Below are 23,836 nucleotides of genomic sequence, written 5' to 3'. Positions count from 1 at the left end.
CGCACGGAACACATCGAGGCGCATGTGTGTGCGTCGCTGGACTGTCCGGGTGCGGGTGGGTGCGACCCACACTGAACCGCGCAAACTCACGCCCTAGATGGAGGAATCATGCGGATCGGCGTACCCAAGGAAGTCAAGAACCACGAGTACCGGGTGGCCATCACGCCGGTCGGCGTGCACGAGCTGGTCTCGCGGGGGCACGACGTCGTGATCGAGGCGGGAGCCGGTGTCGGCTCCTCGATCACTGACGCCGAGTACGTCGGAGCCGGCGCCAAGATCCTCGACAATGCCGACGACGTATGGGGGTCGGCGGAGATGGTCCTGAAGGTGAAGGAGCCCATCGCGGAGGAGTACGCGCGGATGCAGGAGGGTCAGACCCTCTTCACCTACCTCCACCTCGCCGCCGACAAGCCGCTCACCGAGGAGCTGCTCGCCCGCAAGGTCACCGGCATCGCCTACGAGACCGTGCAGCTGCCCTCGGGTGCCCTGCCGCTGCTCTACCCGATGTCCGAGGTCGCCGGCTGCCTCGCGCCCCAGGTCGGCGCGCACGCGCTGATGAAGGCCCAGGGCGGCCGGGGCGTCCTGATGGGCGGCGTCGGCGGTGTCGCGAACGCCAAGGTCGTCATCATCGGCGCCGGTGTCTCGGGCCAGAACGCCGCGAACATCGCGCTCGGCATGGGTGCCGACGTCACCCTCCTCGACACCGACCTCGACAAGCTGCGGATGTCGTTCTGGCGCTACAACAACCGCGTCCACGGCCTCGCGTCGTCGAGGCTGACCCTCGAGCAGCAGGTCAAGCAGGCCGACCTCGTGATCGGCGCCGTGCTCATCCCCGGCGCCGCCGCGCCCAAGCTCATCTCGAACGACCTCGTCGCGCAGATGAAGCCCGGCTCCGTGCTCGTCGACATCGCGATCGACCAGGGTGGTTGCTTCGAGGACAGCCACGCGACCACGCACGCCGATCCGACGTACCAGGTGCACAACTCGACGTTCTACTGCGTGGCGAACATGCCCGGAGCGGTGCCGAACACGTCGACCTACGCGCTCACGAACGCCACCCTCCCCTACACGGTCGCTCTCGCAGACAAGGGTTGGGCGCAGGCGTGCCGCGACGACCGCAGCCTCGCACTCGGCCTCAACACCCACGCGGCGCAGCTGACCAACAAGCCGGTCGCCGAGGCCGTCGGCATCGAGGCGACTGAGCTCGACTCGGTTCTGGCCTGAGTCGCCGGCGTCAGCTCCCAGCCGACGCCTTCGCGGCGCCGGCGCGGCCACCCTTCCAGTCACGGGCCGCGTCGGCGCCGCTTCTGCATGCCCGCCGCACAGCTCAGGAGTGTCATGTTCAACAAGATCCTTGTCGCCAACCGTGGCGAGATCGCCATCCGTGCCTTCCGTGCCGCATGGGAGGTCGGCGCCAAGACGGTCGCCGTCTTTCCCTACGAGGACCGGTGGTCCGAGCACCGGTTCAAGGCCGACGAGGCCTACGAGATCGGTGAGCGGGGGCACCCGGTGCGGGCCTACCTCGACCCGGAGGCCATCGTCGCGACGGCGGTGGCCTGCGGGGCGGACGCGATCTACCCGGGCTACGGCTTCCTGTCGGAGAACCCCGCGCTCGCCGAGGCCTGCGCCGAGGCCGGCATCACCTTCATCGGGCCCGACTCGACCGTGCTGGAACTGACCGGCAACAAGGCGCGCGCGATCGCGGCGGCCAAGGCGGCCGGCGTACCGACCCTGCAGAGCGTCGACCCGTCGACCGACGTCGACGCCCTCGTGGCGGACGCCGAGGCGATCCCGGCTCCGCTCTTCGTCAAGGCCGTCGCCGGTGGCGGCGGCCGCGGCATGCGTCGCGTCGACGACCGTGAGCAGCTGCGCGAGGCGATCGAGACCTGCATGCGCGAGGCGGAGGCCGCCTTCGGCGACCCGACCGTGTTCATCGAGCAGGCCGTCGTCGACCCGCGCCACATCGAGGTGCAGGTCCTCGCCGACGGCACCGGCACGGACGAGGGCACGATCCACCTCTACGAGCGCGACTGCTCCGTCCAGCGGCGCCACCAGAAGGTCGTGGAGATCGCCCCCGCGCCCAACCTGGACCCGGAGATCCGGGACCGGATGTGCGCCGACGCGGTGCGCTTCGCGCGCGAGATCGGCTACAAGAACGCCGGCACGGTGGAGTTCCTGCTCGACCCGGCCGGCAACTACGTCTTCATCGAGATGAACCCCCGCATCCAGGTCGAGCACACGGTCACCGAGGAGGTCACCGACGTCGACCTCGTGCAGTCGCAGATGCGGATCGCCGCCGGCGAGACCCTCGCCGACCTGGGGCTGAACCAGAAGGCCATCCGTCTGCGTGGAGCTGCGCTGCAGTGCCGGATCACCACCGAGGACCCCGCCAACGGCTTCCGCCCCGACATCGGCAAGATCACCGGATTCCGCGCGCCCGGCGGCCCGGGCGTCCGGGTCGACGCGGGCACGGTGCACGCCGGTGCAGACGTGTCTCCCCACTTCGACTCGATGCTCGCCAAGCTCACGTGCCGCGGAGGGTCCTTCCCGGACGCCGTCCGCCGAGCACGTCGGGCGCTCGGCGAGTTCAAGATCCGTGGAGTGGAGACCAACATTCCCTTCGTGACGGCACTTCTGGGCGACCAGCCGTTCCTGGACGGGTCAATCACGACGTCCTTCATCGAACGCCGGCCCGAGCTGCTCGCGACGCGCGCTGCCGGCGATCGCGGCGCTCGGCTGTTGGACTTCCTGGCCGATGTGACCGTCAACAAGCCGTATGGCGAAGCCCCCGTCGCCCTGCGTCCCGGGCAGAAGCTCCCGGTGCTCGACCGGTCGCTCCCCGTGCCGGACGGCTCCCGCCAGCAGCTGCTCGCCGTGGGCCCGGACGCCTTCGCGGCCGAGCTGCGCGCCCGCACCGGCGTCGCGGTCACCGACACCACCTTCCGCGACGCCCACCAGTCCCTGCTCGCGACCCGGGTGCGCACCATCGACCTGCTCGGCGTCGCCGGCCACGTCGCCCGGCTCACCCCGCAGCTGTGGTCGCTGGAGGCCTGGGGCGGAGCGACGTACGACGTCGCGCTCCGCTTCCTCGCCGAGGACCCGTGGGAGCGGCTCGCCGCGCTGCGCGAGGCCGTGCCCAACATCTGCCTGCAGATGCTGCTCCGCGGGCGCAACACGGTCGGCTACACGCCGTACCCGACGGCGGTGACGCAGGCCTTCGTCGAGGAGGCCGCCGCCACCGGCATCGACGTCTTCCGGATCTTCGACGCCCTCAACGACGTCGACCAGATGCGGCCCGCGATCGACGCCGTCCGCGAGACCGGCACGACCGTCGCCGAGGTCGCGCTCTGCTACACCGGCGACCTGTCCTCACCCGGAGAGAAGCTCTACACGCTCGACTACTACCTGCGCCTGGCCGAGCAGATCGTCGACGCCGGCGCCCACGTGCTGGCGATCAAGGACATGGCCGGCCTGCTCCGCGCCCCCGCCGCGCGCACGCTGGTCACGGCGCTGCGCGAGCGCTTCGACCTGCCGGTGCACCTGCACACCCACGACACCCCCGGCGGACAGCTCGCCACCCTCCTCGCCGCGATCGACGCGGGCGTGGACGCCGTGGACGCGGCCTGCGCCTCGATGTCCGGCACGACGTCGCAGCCGGCCCTGTCCGCGCTCGTCGCGACCACCGACCACTCCGCGCGCGAGACCGGCCTGTCGCTGGACGGCGTCAACGCGCTCGAGCCCTACTGGGAGGCGACCCGCCGGCTCTACGCGCCGTTCGAGTCCGGCCTGCCCGCGCCCACCGGGCGCGTCTACACCCACGAGATCCCCGGCGGCCAGCTCTCCAACCTGCGCCAGCAGGCGATCGCGCTCGGCCTCGGCGAGAAGTTCGAGCAGGTCGAGGACATGTACGCCGCCGCCAACCGGATCCTCGGCAACGTCCCGAAGGTGACCCCGTCGTCCAAGGTGATCGGCGACCTCGCCCTCTCGCTCGTCGCCGCCGGCGCCGACCCGGCCGCGTTCGAGGCCGAGCCCGGCCGCTTCGACATCCCCGACTCCGTCATCGGCTTCCTCAACGGCGAGCTCGGCGACCCGCCCGGCGGCTGGCCCGAGCCGTTCCGCTCGAAGGCGCTGGCCGGTAAGAGTTGCGCGCCGCTTGCGGCAGACCTGACCGACGCCCAGGTCAAGGGACTGGCCAGCGACCGCCGCGCGACGCTCAACACACTGCTGTTCCCGGGGCCGACGGCCGACTTCCTGGCAACCCGCGCCGCCCACGGGGACGTGTCGGTCGTGCCCACCCTCGAGTACCTCTACGGCCTTCAACCGGGAGCCGAGCACGCCGTCGACCTGGGTGACGGACGGCGCCTCTTGGTCGAGCTGGAAGCCATCGGGGCCCCCGACGAACGCGGCTACCGCACCGTCATGTGCCGGCTGAACGGCCAGCTGCGGCCAGTGAGTGCACGCGACCGCAGTATCGCGGTGGACCTGGGCGCCGCAGAGAAGGCCGACCTGAGCGATCCACGCCAGATTGCGGCGCCGTTCCAGGGTGTGGTCACCGTCGTGGTCACCGAGGGTGACCAGGTCGAGTCCGGCGACCGTCTGGCGACCATCGAGGCGATGAAGATGGAGGCGGCCATCACCGCGCCCCACGCCGGAACCGTCGTCCGTACGGTCATCACCGGCACCCGGGCCGTCGAGGGGCAGGACCTGGTCGCCGTGCTCGGCTGAGCCCCGCGGGCGGGATCAGCCTCCGGCCAGGAGGACGATCCCGCCGCCGGTGTAGGCGATCATCACCAGCACCAGCGGGTACTGACCCCGCATACCGTCACCGCGCCGAAGTACAGCCAGCGAGCGGTCGTGTGCCGACAGGACCGCGACCACGTGTCCGACGACGATCGCGGCGATCTGCAGGAACGCGATCTGGGAGGTCGTCACGATCGTGTAGTCCACCGTCCTGCCGGTGAGGCCGAGAAGGTCCCATCCCCGACCCAACGGGTCGTTGGCCAGCAGGTAGCCCTGCTGGCCCTGGAAGATGGCGAAGGACAGGTAGTGGGCGAACGTGTAGCCGATCGCAATCGGGATGAGCGACGGCGCGAAGAGGGCCGCCACTCCGCGCCCGTTCGCACGGTCGGCAGCGACGAACCCACGCGTCAGCGCCACGGCAAGTCCGAAGGTGGCGCCGACCGCGGCGATCGCACCGGCCAGCCCGACGGTGCCGACGAGCAGGTACTCGGCGCGAGTGGTGTCGGCAATTCGGCCAGCCCACCAACTGGACCGGCTGATCCCGTCGAAGACGGTTGATCCGAGGACCGTCACGACGACCGGCGTCAGGGCCGGACTGGCCGGCGTCTCCGCAATACCGCGCATCGGATTCCGCAGTACCAGGCGACCGTGGGCGTCGCGACCCCACGGCGACGCTCGCGACACCATGGTCGAGTAGACCTCGAAGCCGTCACCGCGCTCGAACCACCGCGGTCCGAACACGACGCCGGCAACGACCTGCACCACGGCGTACCAGAACACGAACCAGGCAACCGTCCGCGGCGATGCGGCGCCGTCGTACACGAGCTCAAGCCAGAGAAAGGCGACGAGGCCGACCACTGCGGGCCACATCCCGACGGCCTGAGGCAGACGAACCTGTGCCGGGTTCAGGATCGAGGCCGCGGACGCGATGGTGCGCAGCGGGTTGAGTCGCTTCCAGACCGGGCCGAACAACAAAGAGAGCGGGACGAGTCCGACCCAGAACCAGGCGTAGAACCACGTCGGCGCGGGGTTCGCCCGGCCGAGGTCGTCGGGCCCCATCCACCCCACGACCAGGAAACCAACCAGAAGAAGGACTCCCAGCGTCCGTGCCGAGGCTCGGGCGAGCGCTGAGTCCACGATTCGTCCGAGCACGTCGAGGCGGGCCTCACCCGGCCTGCCTTCCCACCGCGGTTTGGCCCAGAGCGCCGTAGCGACAAAGAAGGACACCGCGACGACCGCGACACCTGCGTAGGTGGCAAGCCATGGCGCGACCGGGAGGTCCGACCGCCCACCGATTCCATGAGCGAGGATCTCGCCGCGGCTGACGGCCTCGGTCAGCGCTCTCATCGCACACGAAGCACGATCAGGGAGAGGTGGTGATCCTCCAGCTCGACGTCGAACTCCCCGGGGATGTCGGCGTCGAAGGTGACAGCTCCGGGCTCTCCGGCCTCGAGGTCCTCGGCGAGATCGTAGCCGTGGACGTGCATCTCGTCCGCCTCGTCCGACAGGACCTCGATCGTCACCGACTCGCCCAGGCTGACCTCGAGTTGCTGCACTCCCCCCACCACCTCGCCGTTCCGCACCTCGATCGAACGTTGGGGACCCTCGGCCTCGGTCCCGTGGCCGGACTCCGCGTGGTTCTCGGTGGCTGCCGCCCCCGGCTCGGGGTCTTCCACCGAGCACGCCCACGCTGTCAGGACGAGCAACAGCGCGGCCCAGACCGATCCGCCGAGCGCCCGGACGGCCGGGACGTTCATTCGGCGACCTCGACCGTCGCCAGCACCGTCTTCTCACCGTCGTGACGAAGGGTGAGGTCGAACTCACCGGTCTCGACGGCGTTGACCACAACCGTCGCGAGCTTGCCCGGCTTGACCGCTTGCTTGACGGACTCATCGCCCTCCAAGTCGAGCTGACCGGTCGTGTCGCTCACGACGGCGACGAAGAGGAACTGTCCCTGGATCGCCTTCAGGCGCTGAGGCTCGAACGACTCCTTCGCCTTGTACTCGATGGCAGCGCCATCCACCAGCTCGGTGGGGTCGGTGATCGTCGGTTTCGCCTCCTGCTTCGACTCCCCGCCGCAACCGGACAACCCGGCTCCGACGAGGATCGCCACTGCGACGAGTCCGGTCGCCGAGCGAACCGTGCGCCTAGCCTTCTGCATCATTTCGCCTTCTCCTCATTCGTGCTGCCCGGTAGGCCGCCGCGACAGCGACGGTCAGGCCGGCCGCCACGGCGTACGTTCGCGCGTCGCCGGCCCAGAAGCCCGGTCCCTCAACGGGAGGATCGAGGACCGGGGGATCGACGGCAGACCACTCGGACTGGCCGGCGATCTCGGCCTGTCGCCCGTCGATCTCGATCGGAATCCGCCACCGGTTGATCACCAACTGCTGTTCGTCGGACGAAGCAGTGGGAAGCTTGGCGCTGTAGTCGAGTCGCGGCTCACCCCAGGTGAGCCAGCCGGGTGCGCTTCCCGCCACCCGAGCCCATCCCGTTCCCCGGTCCTCCGGCAACAGGAGGGCCTTCAGGTTCGTTTGATAGTCCTCGCTGCTCCGGCTACCGAAGGCGCCCTTGGGAGAGACACGGAGGTACGGTCGGCCGGCGCGATCGAGGACCACGACCTCATGCTTTCCCGATCCGATCCGGATCTGCGGCGGCCGCGCCTCGATGATGTCGACATCGAGTTCCGCGGGAGCGGCCGTCACCGAGGTGACGACCTTCCCGACCCGCTTCCGCTCGACGACGCCGTTGACCTCGAACTCCCCGTCCACGCCGCGGAAGGTGACGGACCAGTTGGCAAGCGGTTCGGACGAAAGAGCACCCAGACCTCGCGCCTGGTCCCTGGAGTCGTCGCGGAGGACGGGATCGAGCCGAGGGTCGGGCCAAATCCACGACGCCTTCGAAGTGAGGCGTACCCAGGTCCCGTCACCCTTGCAGCACGGCCGCTCGACGACCTTCGCACCGGCACGGTTCTTGGGAGAGGCCCGCAAGTAGCGTGAGTCGACGTCGCCGAACGCGCCGGCGGCCGAGACCTCCAGGTACGGCTTGCCGTCAGGATCCAGCGCATAGACGGGCTCGACCGAATCGTTGCCGAGGACGAAGTACGTCAGTTCGTCGTCGATGACTTCGATGGCCACGCCGTCCGGCTGAGCCGGGGAGATCCCGGTCAGCCGGACGACGAGGGTGGGGTCACGGTGGGCATGCGCTGCCGGGAGGACCAGCAACGGAGCGAGTGCCACGACGAGCACCGCCACCGATCCCCCCAGACGGCGGACCACATGCCACGGTCGAACAGAACTCGTCGACATGGAATTCATCACCAATGACCCCTCGGACATGAGACCGTCAGCTTGACTTGTTCTCGTAGAACTCGACGGGGCCCCCGGTGTAGCAGCCCGGTCCGGTCATCGGCTGCATGACGCCCTTGGCGTTGCCGGCCCACGTGTTGACCTTGACGTCCCACAGCGTGGCGTAGTTGTCCTCGGTCAGGAAGCACAGGTCAGGGAACGCCTCGCCGGCCTCGGCCTTTCCGTCGGCGAAGGTCTTCGAGAGTCCCGGCCAGTACTTCGACGCGGGGTTGGTGAGCCACAGCGGGTACCAGTTGTAGTGGTGCGTCGGCATGAACCGCTTGGCGCCGATCGCCTTGGAGTAGCCCTTGTTGTCGGCGAAGTAGTTGGCGTCCGTGAAAAACGTCATCTCCGCGACACCGCCGATCTCGAGGTCCACGCGGTCCGTGTCACCGATCTTCTCCAGTGCCTCGCGAATCTCCTTCGCACCGGGCTCGAGGTTGTTGGTGGCGCCGGTCGAGCCGTGCTGGACGATGCTGAAGTCCTTGTAGCGCAGGACCCAGGCGACGTTCGAGCCCTCGAGGTCGAACGGCGCGTACTGCTCGTAGATGCTCTGCGCGATCGCGGTCGGGTTGCCCGCGTAGTCCTCGAGGATGTCCTTGATGTTCTGGTCGATGCTCAGCTGCGCACCCGACAGGCTCTCGGGATACAGCGGTCGGCCGATGAAGGACGGCGTGTGCTTGACCTGGACTGCGCGGATCTCCTTGAGGCCGGGGATCGGGGTCTCCGGCCAGGCGTTGTCGCCGAAGTCGTTGAAGCGCAGGAACGCCGTGAGGTCGATGTCCTGGCCCAGCAGGTTCAGCGGCAGGCTGCCCAGAACCGGGCCCAGCAGGTCCTCGAGCCCGAGGTCGAGGCCCTGCCCGAGGTAGGGAAGGCCACCGGCCCAGGAGTCGCCGGTGAAGAACGGCTTGCCCTTGGCGTCACGCAGCAGGTTGCACTTCAGCTTGGCCGGGTTCTTGCCGAGCTTGATCGCCGTGACCTTGGTGAAGAGGCAGCCACCCAGATCCGTGACCAGCGGGATGCCACCGTCGACGGCCAGCGCAACCGCGTTGTGGTTCTGGTCGAAGTGGATGTGGTTCTGAAGGATCGCAACAGGCTTTGCTGCGATCACGTCCTCCAGGCTCACGTAGCCGTTGGTGTTTCGGTTGGCACCGGTGTCGGTCAGCTGATCCTCGATCGTCGAGTCCGACAGCAGGACGGTGCCGCCGAAGGAGAACAGCTGGGTCGTGTTGCCGATGGAGCGGACACGAACCGTGTTGGGGTCGTTCCAGCCCGGTCCGAGGATCTTGGTCCTCGCTTGTTCGACGGTGAGGGGAGCGGCCTCGTCCGCCGAAGCGCCCGGCACCGAAGCCACGGGCACCCCGACCAGCGGGACCAGCAGGGCGGTGGCGACCACCCCGACTCGCCGACGCACGTTGAAGGTGAGTTTCATTGGGAGCATTGCCTCTCTCTGGTTGTTGTGCGGTCGCCCGATGCGACCGTTCAGATCCCGACCGTGACGGCGTCGCCCGCCGCTTCTGTCGAGTCGTCCATCGCCACCTCGCGGGTCTCCTTCATCGCCAGGAGGCACAGGAGGCTGAGGACGGCGTAGCCGGCCAGGTAGTAGCCGACGAAGCCCGTGCCCCAGTGCGGGATAGCGGCCTCGGCCACCACGGGCGGGATGGCACCGCCGAGCACACCGGCCAGGCTGTAGGCGATGCCGGCGCCCGTGTACCGGTAGCGGGTCTTGAAGAGCTCCGGCAGCTGGGCTCCCACCGGGCCGTAGCCGATCCCGGCGATGGCGAGGGTGACCGAGACGCCGACGATGTAGGCGAAGGCACCACCGCTACCCAGGACCGTGAACAGCACGAGGGACCAGGGAATGGCGATGACGCAGGCGCTGATCGTCACCCGACGACGTCCCAGCCGGTCCGAGTACACGGCAGAGCCGGCGATGAACACGGCGAAGACGATGGCGCCGATGATGCCGCCCGTCAGCACCGTCGTCCGCGACAGCAGCAGGGTGGCGCCGCCGTAGCTGGTCAGGAAGGTGGCGCCGGTGTGGAACAGCGCGAAGACCATGGACAGCGAACCAGCGCCGAGGATGAGCTGGAGGGGCTGCATCTTGACGACGTCGAACAGCGGGTTCTTCGCGACCGTCTTGGTCTGCGTCATGGCCTTGAAGCTCGGCGTCTCCTCGATCTGCAGACGCACGACGAGACCGATCACGACGAGCACCAGGCTCGCGAGGAACGGCAGACGCCATCCCCAGTCGAGGAACGCCTCCGGGCTCATCATCAGGTGGGCAGCAAGGAAGGTGCCCATCGCGAGCGCGAGTCCCAGGGCCGGGCCGAGCTGCGGGAACAGCGCGTAGAAGCCACGCTGCTTGGGGGGCGCGTGCTCTCCCGTCAGCAGCACAGCCCCCGCCCACTCGCCGCCCACGGCGAGGCCCTGCAGGATCCGGCAGGTGATGAGCAGGATGGGGGCCGCGGCACCGATGCTCGCGGCCGTCGGGAGAAGACCGATCGCCACCGTCGCAGCACCCATCAGGAGCAGGGTGGAGACGAGGGTCGCCTTGCGACCGATCCTGTCTCCGAAGTGACCGAACAGGATCGATCCGAAGGGCCGGGCGACGAAAGCGACGGCGTAGGTCGCAAGGGAAGCCAGGGTAGCGGCGTTGTCACCGAGTGCGGGGAAGAACTGCGAGCCGAAGACGAGCGCAGCTGCGGTTCCGAAGATGAAGAAGTCGTAGAACTCGACGGTGGTCCCGAGTAGACCGGCTGCGGCGATGCGCCGCATCGAGTTGGGAGACGTTGATGCCTGGGTCATGCAGAACTCCTCGGATTTCCCACCAGGACGGGCATCCGGCTTCGCATGGGTCGCCGGTGGGTCGAATGTTCCGGCGAACCTAGTTCTGCGGCGAGAAAGGTCACTAGTACGGATTCCGGACCGTTTTTCGGTGGGACGACGACGGCGAGCGACCTACCTTGACGGAGATGCACCGCTGCACATCTCGTTCGAACGGAGCCCACCCCATGACCTCACCCACCACTCGCCTGGCCTTGCAGATCGCAGGGCGTGGCCGCCTCGAGGGCCACCCGCCCGGCGAAGTCGATGGCGTCCGGTTCGAGGGCCGTTTCGTCATCTACGCCCTGGCCGATGCACAGGGCCCGCTGTTCGGCGAGGACGTGTCGCTCTTCGATGCGGGGGCCGTTGCCGAGCACGGCCGGGGCCCCCAGAGCGCTCATCTGGTCGCCATGCGGAGCGGCTTCCTCCTCGAGGGCTTCGTCACGGGCGACGACACGATCGAGGGCACGACCATCGGCCGCTCGTCCTCACAGACCCGTCTCCGGATCTACTACGACGCAGCTCCAGACGGTTCCCGACGGTTCGACGACCGGAAGGCCTTCATGGCCGGAGAGCTCGTCGCGACCTACCGCGCCGAGGAGTACTTCCAGATGGACTCGCGCGCGGGTGTCTTCGACACGCGCGTGAACTACACCCTCATCGAGAGCAAGCCCTTCGAGCACGCGGGCGTCACGGTCGACTTCGCTGAGCTCGCACCAGTGATGGTCGAGTTGTCACACGGGCACAACCCGGAGCCGGACCCCTCCCCGGAGGACATCCCCATGGAGGAGCCGTTCCTCGCTGGCGGCCCCGGTGTCTTTGCCGACCACTTCCCGGTCGGCGGGGCGATCATCGCGTCGAGCTGAGCCCCAGGGCTGCGGCTGGCTCGGTCTGGGGGGGCGAGTCAGCCCAGCCGGCGGCTACTGCCCTCGATGCTCGGAGCGAAGTAGCTGCGCTTGAACCAGTTCGGGAACTCGCTCTCGGCGTAGCGCGCGCCGGCAATCTCGATCAAGCCGTCGTCGATCGCCGTACGAAAGTTCCTGAAGCCGTACCAGGCCTCGTAGAGGACCTTCGGTCGAGCACAGACGACGACGTCGACCTCGCGGTCGGGGGCCCCGACACAGGCGCCGGACGACTTCTTGTCCATGTGGATCCAGCCGCGGGAGGGGTCGGTGTCAGGGAAACGGAACTCGATGCTGACCTGACGACCCGGCAGCGCTTCAGGATCGAGGCCCTGATACATACGCCACAGCAGGAGCGGTACGTCGACGAACTCCTCCCGCGGCGCAGGGAACTGCCAGTCGATCGTCCACTCACCGATGGCGATGATGACGGGAGTGAGCGCCTCACCAGCCTCGGTGAGGTTGTACTCGGGCCGCGCCGAGCCTTCTGCGTCGGTCCGCACGATCAGCCCGGCCCGCTCCAGGTGGCGCAGCCGTTCGGACATCACACTGCGGTTGAGGCCCGGAAGGCCCCGGTGGATCTGGTTGAACCCGCGAGCGCCGGCGATCAGCTCCCGGATGATCAGCAGCGTCCAGCGATCGCCCAGGAGCTTTGCACCGATGGACACCGGGCAGTACTCGGCAGGCGGAACCGCGTCATCCCCAGACAGCAACTCCGCGCTCAACTCGTCCAGCGTCATCCTCAGCTCCCCACGTCGGTCGGCTGTCCGGCCATCGCCGATTCACCGGTCATTCAACCCCTGGTGGCCGCTACCCGTTATGGCCGCGGTGACCACTGTTGCTGCTGCAGATGTGATCTGCCGCACCCCGGTCTCGGGGGGATCTCAACCCCGTTTCGGGATCATGACGCAGGCTGCTGCCGAGCCGCAGCACGCCTTGCCGATGGTGGCGACACCGTTCGGGCACCGGGCCGACCCCCGCGCGGGACCGCCAGCGGCGAGCTCGGCCCTGCTCATGCGCACGAGACGTGCCGCGAGCCCCGCTGAGATCCAGTCATCGAAGGCTTCAGGCGACTGACCGATCAACTCCTCGATCCTCTGGATCCGCTGCCGCAGGGTGTTGCGGTGGATGAAGAGGGCCTCGGACGCCCGGGCGACCGAACCGCTGTTGGCGAAGAACGCCTCCAGAGTCTGCGCCAGGTCCGTCCCGTTCTCGAGGTCGTAGGTCACCACAGCGCCCAGCATCCCGAGCACGGAACGCAGCGAGTCCGACATGTCGAGGGCTGCCGACGGCAGCATGCGGAGATGGACGACATCCTCGAACCGGACGACTCCCGCCTCCGAGCCGGCCATGACCGCCCACTGCGAGGCGAGAGTCGCCTGCCTCAGTGAGCGGTGGACCTCACGAAGAGCGCCAGCCACTGATCCTACGCCAACGGCGATCCGGACGCCTGGCCGCCGGCCGAGCTCGGCCAGCCTCTCGACGAGGACAGACCGCGCCTGCGCGTCGGGCGTCTCGGCAAGGACCAGGAAGTGCCCGGCGTCGCCGAGCAGCTCGACGCGTCGCCCCGGCTCTGCCAGGGCCTCGACCAGCGTGGACCGGAATCGGTCCACCTCGACCGGGCCAGTGCCGGCGGCTGCGGTGCTCCGGAGCACGACAGGCGTGGTGGCCCGGCGTTTCCAGCCCAGGCCGAGCAGCAGGTTCTCCGTCGCCTCCGCGTCTGCCGCTGACAGGAGGCGATCGCGAGCGGGCCGCAGCGCCTCGGCACCGATCAATGACAAGGCACCTGCGGCGATCTGCGCTCCGATGGCCTCGAGCAGGACCTCGTCCTCGGGAGAGAAGCGACGAGGCCTGAAGACCGTGACCGCGCCGATGGGTGCCGCCACCCCCAAGGGGATGCGCAGGCGCGACAGGTTGAGCGGCGCCACCTGCTGGGCCAAGGTCGCCTTGTCCTGTTCCCCGTCACGGACGATGTCACCATGCACTGCGCCAAAGGCATCAGCGGCCGCGAGGACGTGCACGGAGCCCTGGCCATGGGTGCGGTCCGTCGTGACCTCGAGAGAGCAGAGATCCGCTTCGAGATCCGCCGCGCAGTGCTGGGCCATGACGCGGAGGCAGTCCGTCAGGGAGCTCCAGGCCTGGTCGGGCAGGTCGTGCAGGAAGCGGGCCGCGGTCGACTGCACCTGGAGCTTGGTCAGGGTCTCGGCTTGGACCAGACCGCTGGCGAGGAGCGAACCCACCTCGGTCGCAAGGCTCACGTCGTTGGCGCTGAAGGCGTCCTCCGTCGGCGCGTAGAGCGAGAAGACCCCCAGCACCTCCTCGCCCGGCGCCACGATCGGCACGGCCACCATCGACTTGAACGTCGATTCCCTGAGCTCCGGGAACGCCTTGAAGCGCGGATCCTGCGACGGGTCCTTGGGAACGAGCACGGGTTGCCGCATCAGCGCCGACCATCCGGTGACACCTTCACCCAGCCGCAACCGGATGGTGTCGAGATGCCGTCGCTGCCAGCCGTCCGTCGCCACCCGGAGCACCAGGCGCTCGTCGTCCTTGTCCCACAGGTAGACGAAGGCGCCAGCCGCCTTGGTGGCACGTGCCGTCAGCTCCACCGCACGCTGGGCGAGTGCCAGCGCATCGCGCCCCTCGCTCATCAGGGCGGTGAGCTCGGCGAGCGTCGCAGCGCGCCGCTCGGAGGCGGCAAGCGCCAGGCGCAGGGCCTCGACATCTGCCTCTCGCGGCGTGCTGCTCGTTCCCACCGTGCCCCCTTCCAACCACTGAGGTTCGCAGTGATCAGCGCTCAGCACCAGCGTACGGCGAAGCTGCATGGTCAGATGTGCTCGAGGTAGCGCGCAACCTCCCACTCCGTGACAGCGGCTCGGAACTGCTGAATCTCCCAGCGCCGAGTGGCCACGAAGTGGTCCACGAAGGTGTCGCCCAGGAGGGTACGGACCGTGTTGCTGGTCTCCAGCACCCGCACGGCGTCCTCGAGGGTCTGCGGCAGGATGGTGTCCTTGGCCGCCTGCTCGTAGCCGTTGCCGGCGATCGGCGCCGGCGGGGTCAGCCCCTTCTCGACACCGTGCAGACCCGCCGCGATGCTGGCCGCGATCACCAGGTACGGGTTGGCATCGGCGCCGGCGATCCGGTTCTCGATCCGCGCGGACGGCCCCGAGCCCGGGATGGCCCGCAGCGCGACCGTTCGGTTGTCGAAGCCCCACGTCGCGCTCGAACCGGCCCACGTGGCGCCTTCGGTCCGCTTGTAGGAGTTGATCGTCGGGAGGTAGAAGGCCGTCATCTCCTTGGCGAGCTCCACCACACCAGCCATGAACGACTCGCCCACGGCGCTGAGGTTCGCCTCGTCCTCCGAGTTGGCGAACGCGCGCGCACCGTCCAGGCCGACGAGGCTCTGGTGGCAGTGGCCCGACGAGCCAGCCCACTCGGAGGACAGCTTCGCGATGAACGATGCGGTGTAGCCGTGCCGGGCAGCGAGCTCGCGGACGGAGCTCTTCAGCAGCATGGCACCGTCCGCGGCGTGCAGCGCGTCGCAGTAGCGCATGTTGACCTCGAACTGGCCGGGGCCGTGCTCGCTGTTGCTGGCCTCGATGTAGATGCCGTACGCCGCGAGCTGCTCCCGGATCTCGCCGAGGATGTGCTCCGACGCGGTGTCGCGGTAGACGCTGTAGGTGTGGTTGCCGCGCGTGAAGGTCTCGAGGTCGCGGTAGCCCTTCGACGCGAGCTCGTCCGGCGTGCCCTTGAGCAGGTAGAACTCCAGCTCGTAACCGCACTTCGCGGCGTAGCCGGCCTGCTCGGCCTGCGCGAGGACCCGACGCAGGACCTGGCGGGGCGAGAGCTCCAGCGGCGTGCCGTCCATCGAGTAGATGTCGCAGATGACCGACGCAGTGCCCGGCTCCCAGGGGACGACGCGCAGGGTCGACAGGTCGGGCAGCAGCGTGATGTCGGGGTACCCCGTGTGCCAACCGGTGTAGGTCAGGTCGGCGACCGAGACGTCCTGCATGTCCCATCCGAAGAGGATGTTGCAGATGTTGGTCCCCTTGGTGGCGACGCTCTCCAGGAAGTACGGCGCCGCGATCCGCTTGCCTCGCCAGAGTCCGTCGATGTCGACGGCTCCGACCTTGAAGGTCTTGATGCCGTTCTCCTCGACGAACCTCTGGAGGTCCTCGGCGGTGGGCGTTTCCGGAAGGTTCTGGGACACGGGTCCTACCTCGTTTTCTACGGGTGTTTCATCGATGCTAAGAGGGTCACTGGGTCGTTGGAATGGCCTCTGGGCACACCTCGTGCGTGTGGCACGTGCCACACGCACGGGTGCGCACGATCAGCCGGCCCGGGACGCAGCGAGCAGCTCGTCGACGGTGACGAGCTTGGCGCGGGGTCGGCGGGCGCGGCGGCCCGCCTTGCGCTCGGCCTGGTCGATGCGCTGCCAGCCTTCGGCATCGACGAGGTCCGGGCACCGGTCAAGGACGAGGGTCGCAAGGTGCGCCACGTCGTACTCCGGGGTGGGCAGCCGGCCGGCGCCGAAGTCACGGAGGAGCGAGTCCACGGTCTCGGCGGAGTCGGCCTTGTTCGTGCCGATGATGCCGGTGGCACCGCGCTTGATCCAACCCGAGCAGTAGATGCCGGCGACCGACTCACCGGTCTCGGGATCACACACGCTGCCGGCGACGTTCGGGATCACGCCTGCCTGCTCGTCGAACGGAAGGCCTTCGACCTCTTGTCCCCGGTAGCCGATCGCACGGACGACGAGACCGGCTTCGATCTCCTCCAGCGAGCCGTCGGCGTGCTGGAAGGTGACGGACTGAACGGCACCATTGCCGTTGATCTTCGAGGGAGTGAGGCCGAACCGGAAGGTGACGCTGCGTTCTTCGCCCGCCCCAGCGGCCTCGAGCGCCGGTCCGAGTACCTTCGCGACGCGCGGGACATCGCGGACGGCGCTGGCGACCTCGTCCTCGACGACCGCGACGCGAACCCCATCGACATGGTGGAGCCCGATCATCTCGCCGGTCGTGTACGCCGCGAACTCCGGCCCGCGCCTGGCCGTGACCACGACCTCCTCGACAGAGCTCTCTCGCAGCGCGTCGATGGCGTGGTCCGCCGCCTCTGTCTTTGCCAGAGCCTCGACCGGTTGCGCAAGGACTCGGGCCACGTCGAGGGCCACGTTGCCGTTGCCGATCACGACGACCCGCTTCCCGCTGAGGTCGTACTCCTGGTCGGCGAAGTCCGGGTGGCCGTTGTACCAGGCGACGAACTCGCGCGCCGACACCGATCCGGCGAGGCTCTCGCCCTCGATGCCGAGCTTGCGGTCGTCGGAAGCGCCCGCTGACCAGATGACGGCGTGGTGGTGCTGAAGCAGCTCGTCGATGGTGACGTCCTGACCGACCTCGACATTCAAGAAGGCGTTGACGTTCGGCCGGGAGAACAGCCCGTTGAACCGCTTCGTGATCTGCTTGGTGTTCGCGTGATCAGGAGCGACGCCGGCACGCACGAGGCCGAACGGTGTGGGGAGGCGGTCGAACAGCGAGACCGTGACGCCCTTGATGTCGCTGAGCTCTGCCGCCGCGTAGCACCCTGCCGGGCCGGTGCCGACGATGGCGACGGACAGCTCGGGGCGATCGGCCGGAAGCGTCCGTCGTACAGGGTCGGCCGGGGACGACTCCTCGATGGGGTTGGTGGCGAAGTAGTCCGCATTGATCTGGAGGAAGTCGCTGAACTCCTCCGGAAGGTCCCACTCCGAATATATCGCGCTGACCGGGCACTCGTCCATGCACGCCCCGCAGTCGATGCAGGTGGCCGGGTCGATGTAGAGCTGCTCGGCCGTGGTGAAGTCGGGGTCGCCCGGCCGCGGCCGGATGCACTGGACGGGACACACGGCGATGCAGGAGGCGTCGTCGCAGCATCCCTGCGTGATGACGAAGGTCATGGGGGTCTTCCTCCTGGTGCCGGACGGTGGCTCGACGGGTTGACGAGCACGACCATGTGGAGGAACACGCTAGGAACAATCGGCGGGCGTTGCGGTGGCTCGGGAGCACATGATCTGGACCGACGCAGTGCCCGGTGCACGTTGTCCGCGCACGTCGCCGCAGCGACGATGAGACATCGCCGTCGGCCGCAACGGCCCGGCCCGAGGAGACTTCGTGCGCACACGCGTCGCCGCCGCCCTGATGACGGCGCCGAACCAGACACTGGTGCTGCGGGACCTGTTCCTGGACTCCCCACTTCGCACCGAGGTGCTCGTTCGCACCGACTACGTGGCCCTGTGCCGCAGCGATGCGCTGTACGTCACCGGCTCCCTCCAGATCCCGGCTCCGGCTGTTCTCGGACACGAGGTGTCGGGGGTGGTCGAACGCGTCGGTAGCGCCGTACGACGGCTCTCGCCCGGCGACCGTGTGGTGGCGACCGTGAGCCCGGCCTGCGGACAGTGCGCCTTCTGTCTCCGCGGTCGGCCGACCCAGTGCGCGAACCTCGACCTGTCGCGAGACCGGCGCCGGCCGAAGCTCGTGTCGAACCTCGGCGAGCCCGTCGGCACGCTCGCCGGGATCGGCGCCTTCGCGAGCGCGTTCCTTGTGGACGAGTCTGCGCTCGCAACCGTTCCTGACGACGTTCCCATGGACGTCGCCTGCCTGCTGGGGTGCTGCATCAGCGCCGGCGCGGGATCGGTGCTGCACGGGACCACGATCTCTCCCGCTGACACCGTCGTCGTGATCGGCTGTGGCGGAGTGGGTGCGGCTGCCATCCAGGCTGCGCGGCTCAAGGGAGCGCGGCGAATCGTCGCGGTCGACCTCGAGGCCGAGAAGCTGGACCTCGCTCGCCGCTTCGGGGCGACCGATGTCGTGCGGGCCTCGACCGACCCCTTCGCGACAGAACGGGCGCTCGGGCTCCTTGAGCCGAGCGGCTACTCCCACGCCATCGAGGCGGTCGGGAGACCACAAACGGCAGAACTGGCTTTTCGGGTCCTCGGTCCCTGCGGAACGGCGACCATCCTCGGCCTCATGCCGGACGGCGAGCAGCTCGTCATCCCCGCCGCCGCCTTGGTGTACGGCGATCGTCGGCTCCAGGGCGCCTACCTGGGCGCCAACCGGTTCCTGAGCGATGTCGACCTGTACTGCAGCCAGTACCGTCTCGGGCGGCTGGACCTCAGGGCGATGGTCACGACCGTCCTTCCCTTCAGCCGGATCAACGAAGCGTTCGAGGCCATGGAGGAGCCGCGCAGCGTCCGTGTGCTGGTGGATGTCTCCGGCGCGGGTCGATGACCTCGGCGGACCACCCTGCGCGACGGCGTCAGCGCGTCAACGGTGCGCTCCACGCCGCGTGGCTCGACCGTGACCTCGGCTGCGTCGTCGACGAGCTCTTCAGGGAGGTCGCCGCGGACGTCGTGCGGCGGACTGACGGCGGGGAAGGCGTCCTGTCCTCCTGCTCGCAGGTCAGCATCGACGCCGCGCCGGAGATGGGCGCCCTCGTCGAGGTGAGGGCTCGGGTGATTTCGTCCGACGTCGGCCATCGCCGCCTGGCGCTGGAGGCGCGTTCCGTCCCGCGGACGTCGTCGAACCGCGCGCAGGCCGTCGTTGCCTCGGCCCTCGGCACCGTCGTCCTGCCGGGCGTCGTTGAGGACTGAGCTCCAAAAAGGATGCGGCCCGGGTTCACTCCCTCCAGAAGGGTGAGAACCCGGGCCACGCGCTGGTCCGGCACCAGCGGGGTCGAAGCCCCCTGACCACGACGCGAGTGGGATCAGGAAGCGCCGACGACTGATTGGCGCATCGCGAGCGCGAACTCGCGCGGCCGGTTGATGGAGATCCAGGCGACGGTCTCGCCGTTGCGCTCGACGGTGTAGAACGCTGCGTTCCGGTCGGGATCTGCGACCTGTTGGACGAGCACCCCGTCACGGATCGGCGTGCCGAGGACCTGGATCCGTCGCCCGAACTGCGTCGTCCAGAAGTAGTCCCGCTCTGCTGAGAGGTCATCACTCTGCTGACCAACGAGAGCGAGTGCCACGTGGCGGCCCTGTCGTTGCGCGGACGTCCAGTCCTCCCGGCGGCGTCGCGTGCCGTCGTACGACGGCCAGTTGGCGACGTCGCCGATGGCGTGGACTCCGGGAACAGGATTCCCCGCGGTGTCGAGCACCTGGCCGTCGGCATCGCAGAGGACACCGTTGTCGAGTGCGACGTCGGAGTTGGCCAACCAGCCGACAGCGGGGCGCGTCCCCACCGCGCAGACCACCGCGTCGCCGGCCACGATGCCGCGGTCGGTCGCGACGAGCCACCGGTCACCGGACCGCTCGATTCCCGCGACCCGCGTCCCTAGTCGCAGGTCGACCGCCGCGTCCTGGATCCAGCTGGCCGCATCGACGCCGAGGTGACCGGCGAAGAAGCGGTCGAGCGGGCGTTCGGCGAGGTCGATGAGGCAGACATCGGCGCCAGCTGCGGACAGGCTGGACGCCAGCTCGGTTCCGACGGTCCCGGCCCCGAGGATGACGACGCGCTGCCCCGGGCGCGCATGGACACGCAGTTCGCGGGCATCGGACGCCGACCGCAGCTCGAGGACGCCCTCGGGCTGGCCGGGGATCCTGACCGGCGTCGAACCCGTGGCGATGACCACGTGATCCCCCGCGATCTCTCGAAGCTCGCCACCCGGCATCCGGACGCTGAGGGTGTGGGTCGTGGTCTCAAACCCCTCGACCCGACCGTGGACGAGCTCGCAGGAGTCAGTCCACCACGGAGCCTCGGGGCGCTCGCCGTCCGTCGCGAGGAACTCCTTGGACAGCGGCGGACGGTCGTAGGGCATGTCGGGATCGCGGTCGATGACCACGATCCGCCCCTGGTGCCCGCTCTCGCGGAGCTGCGACACCAGGGCGGCGGTCGCCACCGACGCGCCGACGGCCACGACCGCGGCGCGCTCGGTCACGGTGCCGGTTCCTCAGCCACGAGGATGGCGCGCTCGGGGCAGCTCGAGATCGCCTTTCGCACGTTCTCGGGAAGCTCAGCGAATCGTTGGTTCTCCTCCGGCACGAAGGCGTAGCCCTCGTCGTCGAAGTCGAACACCTCGGGCGCGAAGGCGAGGCAGCGGGCGTGGCCCTGGCAACGCTCAGCGTCGACGGTCACGGTGAACATGGTCATCCTCCGATCTTGAGCATCAGGGGTCCGACGCCGTGCCAGACCTGGTCCGGCTCGGCGAGGGAGAAGTCGTCGACGACGTCGAGGAACTCCTCGAGCGCGACCACGACCTCCTGGCGGCCGAGGTTCGAGCCGAGGCAGCGGTGGATGCCGCCGCCGAAGGCGAGGTGCCGGTTGTTCTCCCGGTCGAGCTGGATCTCGTTGGGCTCGTCGTAGGTCTCGGGGTCGCGGTTGCCGGCGCCGAAGACCAGCACCACCCGCTCACCCTCCTTGATCTCCTGGCCGGAGACGACGGTGTCCTTCATGCAGGTCCGGGCCATCGCCTGGACGGGCGAGAGCGTCCGGAGGAACTCCTCGACTGCGTCGGGAATGAGGTCCGGGTCCTCGCGAAGCCGCTTCTGCGCCTCCTTGTCCTGCGCGAGGTGCCACAGGCTGGACCGGATCGCCCATGCCGTCGTGTCGAGTCCAGCGAGGAAGAGCAGGTAGCAGTACGACAGCAGTTCGTCGTGGTTGAGCTTGCGGCCCTTGATCTCCGCGTTGGTCAGGATCTCGATCAGGTCGTCCTGCGGCGGCTGGCCCTCGCGCGACTTGAGCAGCTCGTCGAAGTACGCCATCACGGCGTCACCAGCGGCGTAGGCCCGCTCGGGGTCGACGGTTCGCTCGTAGATGATGTCGTCGATCCACTGGTCGAACTTCGGCCAGTCCTCCTCGGGGAAGCCGGCGAGACGGCTGAAGATGATGGTCGGCATCGGCCGCGCGAACATCGCTGAGGCGTCCGCCACGTCGAGCTTGGCGACCTCTTCAGCGAGCTCACGCGAGGTCTGGTGCATGCCGTCGTCGAGCTTGGCGATCGCCTTCGGCGTGAACAGCGGAAGCAGGATCCGGCGGTAGTCGGTGTGCTCCGGCGGGTCGATGTCGATCGGGATGAGCGGAACATCGGTCCCGAAGGCGGGAAGCAGCATTGACGGCGCCACGGCGAACGTCTCGGGGTCCTGCTCGGCGGCGAAGATGTCCTCGCTCTTCATCATGTACCAGAAGCCGCCGTGCTTGTCGCTGCGCCCGACCGGGCACTGGGCACGCAGGTCGTCGTACGTGTCGAAGATGTTGTCGAGCGACGGACCGTGGAAGTCGAAGTCCTTGGGCTCTACCTGCTGGTCGGACATCAGTAGGTCTCCTTGCTGTTGTTCGTGCGAGAGTCGGCTGCAGCGACGAGGGCCTGGAAGAGCGCTGCCTGCTGGCTGTCGGTGGCTGCCATCTGCTCCGGGTGCCACTGGACGGCGACGAGGTTGGCGTCGTCCGCCTCAACCGCCTCGATGACGGCGCCACAGGTGGCGGTGACGCGAAGCCCGGCACCGAGATCCTTCAGCCCCTGGTGGTGGTAGCTGTTCACACCGACCGAGGCCTGGTCGAAGATCCCGGCCAGCCGGGCGTCGTCGACGACGTCGATCTTGTGAGAGGCCTCGTGGGCGGGGATCGTCTGCCAGTGCTGCACCTCGTCCTGGATGTCGAGGATCAGCGAGCCGCCGCGCAGCACGTTCACCAGCTGCATGCCGCGACAGATCGCCAGCACGGGGAGACCTCGCTCGACCGCTTCGTTGTAGAGCGCGATCTCGAAGGCGTCCCGCTCCGGACGGACGCCGTAGACGGTCGGGTCCGGCTCCTCGCCGTACAGGGTCGGGTCGAGGTCGCCGCCACCAGTCAGGACGAGGCCGTCGAAGCGGTCGAGGAGACCGGCAGGCGGGTCGACCACGACCGGCATGACGACGGGCTGTCCACCGGCCGCATAGACCGCGTTGGTGTACGCCGTGGTGAGCTTCGTGCAGTCCTGCTCACCGAAGGCGGTGGGCGCCAGCTCGATCGGCGCCGAGACTGCGATCAGGGGGCGGGACATCTCAGTAGACCGTCCAGCCGCCGTCGACGAAGAGGGTGCTGCCGGTGACCCAGCTGGACTTCTCGCTGCTCAGGAACGAGACGGCGTTGGCGACGTCCTCGGGCTGGCCGACGCGCCCCATCGGGGTGCGCTCGAGCAGCCAGTTCAGGACGTCCTGGTTGCCGAGCACGGCCTTCGTGAACGGCGTCTCGATGAAGCCGGGGGCGACGGCGTTGACGCGGACGCGGCTCGAAGCGCACTCCACGGCGAGGGCGCGGGTCAGCTGGAGCAGCGCGCCCTTGGACGCGTTGTAGTGGATCTGCGGGTGCCCACTGCTCGAGATGACGATGTGGGCCTCGACCGAGGTGATGTTGACGATGGCGGCCGTGGCCTTCTCGCCCCGCGCCTCGGCCCCGGCCTTCAGGAGCGGCATGGCTGCCTGGCTCATCAGGAACGGGCCGGTGGAGTTGACCGCGAAGACCTGGTCCCACTCCTCGACGGAAAGCTCCTCGAAGTTCGTGCCGCGGACGATGCCGGCGTTGTTCACGAGGATGTCGAGGCGGCCGAACTGCTCCTGGATCTGGGCGGCGGCCTTCCGCACCGAAGCAGCGTCCGCGACGTTGCCCTCCACGGCGATGGCGGCGGGATACTTGTCCGTGATCTCGGCCAGCGAGTCCGGGGCGATGTCGATGAGCGCAACCGAGGCACCCTCCTCGAGCAGGGTCTCGGCGATCGCCTTTCCGTTGCCGGAGCCGGCCCCGGTGACGGCGGCGAACTTGCCAGTGTGAACGGACATGGGCATCTCCTGTGATGGTCGTGACGGCTGTTCGTCCTCGGGCCTCGCTCGTTCCTCATCTCGGGGAGCGCTCCGCCCTGTGGTGTGCCACGAACGTAAGCGTCGGAGAGCGTCGCCACTGTGGCCGTCGTGCACATGCTTCGCCAGCCGGGAGGGCACTGCGTACGTTGTCGCGAGGTCGGTCCGGCCAGAGCATGGAACGGTCCCGAGCAGAGCTGCGCAGACCTCTTCTGCAGGCC

Annotated in this window: 20 protein-coding genes; 5 read left to right on the top strand and 15 right to left on the bottom strand. The window is 68.7% G+C overall.

Annotated elements, in window-relative coordinates; all coding sequences use genetic code 11:
* Positions 1-108 precede the first annotated feature (108 nt).
* Both ald and BJ993_RS10410 read left to right on the top strand, forming a co-directional pair.
* Positions 109-1,224 (top strand): alanine dehydrogenase, encoded by a 1,116-nt coding sequence (ald, locus tag BJ993_RS10415; protein ID WP_179648715.1) that lies wholly within the window; start codon positions 109-111, stop codon positions 1,222-1,224.
* Positions 1,225-1,338: 114 nt separating this feature from the next.
* On the top strand, positions 1,339-4,725 hold the full coding sequence (locus tag BJ993_RS10410) for a pyruvate carboxylase (protein WP_179648714.1): 3,387 nt from the start codon (positions 1,339-1,341) through the stop codon (positions 4,723-4,725).
* 15 nt (positions 4,726-4,740) lie between these two features.
* Here BJ993_RS10410 and BJ993_RS10405 read toward each other — a convergent pair whose 3' ends face one another.
* The 6 genes from BJ993_RS10405 to BJ993_RS10380 form a co-directional block, all read right to left on the bottom strand.
* Complete coding sequence (locus BJ993_RS10405; RefSeq protein ID WP_179648713.1) at positions 4,741-6,087, bottom strand: hypothetical protein; 1,347 nt, start codon at positions 6,085-6,087, stop codon at positions 4,741-4,743.
* Entirely contained in the window at positions 6,084-6,497 is a 414-nt protein-coding gene (locus tag BJ993_RS10400; protein ID WP_179648712.1) for a cupredoxin domain-containing protein, read from the bottom strand. Before BJ993_RS10400 ends, BJ993_RS10405 begins: the two co-directional genes overlap by 4 nt.
* The gene (locus BJ993_RS10395; RefSeq protein ID WP_179648711.1) at positions 6,494-6,853 is read right to left on the bottom strand and encodes a hypothetical protein; all 360 of its coding nucleotides are present in this window, start codon (positions 6,851-6,853) and stop codon (positions 6,494-6,496) included. Before BJ993_RS10395 ends, BJ993_RS10400 begins: the two co-directional genes overlap by 4 nt.
* Positions 6,854-6,887: 34 nt before the next feature.
* A complete protein-coding gene (locus BJ993_RS10390) occupies positions 6,888-7,991 on the bottom strand; it encodes a hypothetical protein (protein WP_179648710.1) in 1,104 nt (367 codons plus the stop codon).
* A 91-nt stretch (positions 7,992-8,082) separates the two neighbouring features.
* Positions 8,083-9,516 (bottom strand): hypothetical protein, encoded by a 1,434-nt coding sequence (locus BJ993_RS10385; protein ID WP_179648709.1) that lies wholly within the window; start codon positions 9,514-9,516, stop codon positions 8,083-8,085.
* A gap of 50 nt (positions 9,517-9,566) precedes the next feature.
* Entirely contained in the window at positions 9,567-10,892 is a 1,326-nt protein-coding gene (locus BJ993_RS10380; RefSeq protein ID WP_179648708.1) for an MFS transporter, read from the bottom strand.
* Positions 10,893-11,059: 167 nt separating this feature from the next.
* On the opposite strand from BJ993_RS10380, the gene BJ993_RS10375 reads away from it, so the two are divergent.
* Positions 11,060-11,776, top strand: a complete 717-nt coding sequence (locus BJ993_RS10375; RefSeq protein WP_179648707.1) for a hypothetical protein — start codon at positions 11,060-11,062, stop codon at positions 11,774-11,776.
* 38 nt (positions 11,777-11,814) lie between these two features.
* On the opposite strand, the gene BJ993_RS10370 is transcribed toward BJ993_RS10375, so the two are convergent.
* From BJ993_RS10370 to BJ993_RS10355, 4 genes are all read right to left on the bottom strand, one after another.
* Complete coding sequence (locus BJ993_RS10370) at positions 11,815-12,552, bottom strand: winged helix-turn-helix transcriptional regulator (RefSeq protein ID WP_179648706.1); 738 nt, start codon at positions 12,550-12,552, stop codon at positions 11,815-11,817.
* A 144-nt stretch (positions 12,553-12,696) separates the two neighbouring features.
* Positions 12,697-14,568, bottom strand: coding sequence for a helix-turn-helix domain-containing protein (locus BJ993_RS10365; RefSeq protein ID WP_218864664.1), 1,872 nt, complete (start codon positions 14,566-14,568; stop codon positions 12,697-12,699).
* Between the two features lie 71 nt (positions 14,569-14,639).
* Positions 14,640-16,022, bottom strand: coding sequence for a glutamine synthetase family protein (locus BJ993_RS10360; protein WP_218864663.1), 1,383 nt, complete (start codon positions 16,020-16,022; stop codon positions 14,640-14,642).
* A 120-nt stretch (positions 16,023-16,142) separates the two neighbouring features.
* A complete protein-coding gene (locus BJ993_RS10355; RefSeq protein WP_179648704.1) occupies positions 16,143-17,744 on the bottom strand; it encodes an FAD-dependent oxidoreductase in 1,602 nt (533 codons plus the stop codon).
* Positions 17,745-17,958: 214 nt separating this feature from the next.
* On the opposite strand from BJ993_RS10355, the gene BJ993_RS10350 reads away from it, so the two are divergent.
* Positions 17,959-19,074, top strand: a complete 1,116-nt coding sequence (locus BJ993_RS10350) for an alcohol dehydrogenase catalytic domain-containing protein (RefSeq protein WP_218864662.1) — start codon at positions 17,959-17,961, stop codon at positions 19,072-19,074.
* The gene (locus BJ993_RS10345) at positions 19,071-19,436 is read left to right on the top strand and encodes a hypothetical protein (protein ID WP_179648703.1); all 366 of its coding nucleotides are present in this window, start codon (positions 19,071-19,073) and stop codon (positions 19,434-19,436) included. The genes BJ993_RS10350 and BJ993_RS10345 overlap by 4 nt, the downstream gene beginning before the upstream one ends.
* A gap of 113 nt (positions 19,437-19,549) precedes the next feature.
* Here the strand turns inward: BJ993_RS10345 and BJ993_RS10340 are convergent, their stop codons facing one another.
* The 5 genes from BJ993_RS10340 to BJ993_RS10320 are packed head-to-tail and all read right to left on the bottom strand — an operon-like array spanning position 19,550 to position 23,597.
* Positions 19,550-20,722 carry an NAD(P)/FAD-dependent oxidoreductase gene (locus BJ993_RS10340; RefSeq protein WP_179648702.1) on the bottom strand — a complete coding sequence of 391 codons (1,173 nt, stop codon included), beginning with the start codon at positions 20,720-20,722 and terminating at the stop codon, positions 19,550-19,552.
* Complete coding sequence (locus BJ993_RS10335; protein ID WP_257026859.1) at positions 20,719-20,934, bottom strand: ferredoxin; 216 nt, start codon at positions 20,932-20,934, stop codon at positions 20,719-20,721. Before BJ993_RS10335 ends, BJ993_RS10340 begins: the two co-directional genes overlap by 4 nt.
* Positions 20,931-22,094: a cytochrome P450 gene (locus BJ993_RS10330; protein ID WP_179648701.1), complete on the bottom strand. Its 1,164-nt coding sequence runs from the start codon at positions 22,092-22,094 to the stop codon at positions 20,931-20,933. Before BJ993_RS10330 ends, BJ993_RS10335 begins: the two co-directional genes overlap by 4 nt.
* Positions 22,094-22,822: a gamma-glutamyl-gamma-aminobutyrate hydrolase family protein gene (locus tag BJ993_RS10325; protein ID WP_179648700.1), complete on the bottom strand. Its 729-nt coding sequence runs from the start codon at positions 22,820-22,822 to the stop codon at positions 22,094-22,096. The genes BJ993_RS10330 and BJ993_RS10325 overlap by 1 nt, the downstream gene beginning before the upstream one ends.
* A 1-nt stretch (position 22,823) precedes the next feature.
* On the bottom strand, positions 22,824-23,597 hold the full coding sequence (locus tag BJ993_RS10320) for an SDR family NAD(P)-dependent oxidoreductase (RefSeq protein WP_179648699.1): 774 nt from the start codon (positions 23,595-23,597) through the stop codon (positions 22,824-22,826).
* Between the last annotated feature and the right edge of the window lie 239 nt (positions 23,598-23,836).

It is taken from the genome of Nocardioides aromaticivorans, from assembly GCF_013408525.1.
In the GTDB taxonomy this organism is placed as follows: Bacteria; Actinomycetota; Actinomycetes; order Propionibacteriales; family Nocardioidaceae; genus Nocardioides; species Nocardioides aromaticivorans.
The sequence above is the reverse complement of the archived record's forward strand: the minus strand, read 5'-3'. Positions and strand labels throughout refer to the sequence as shown.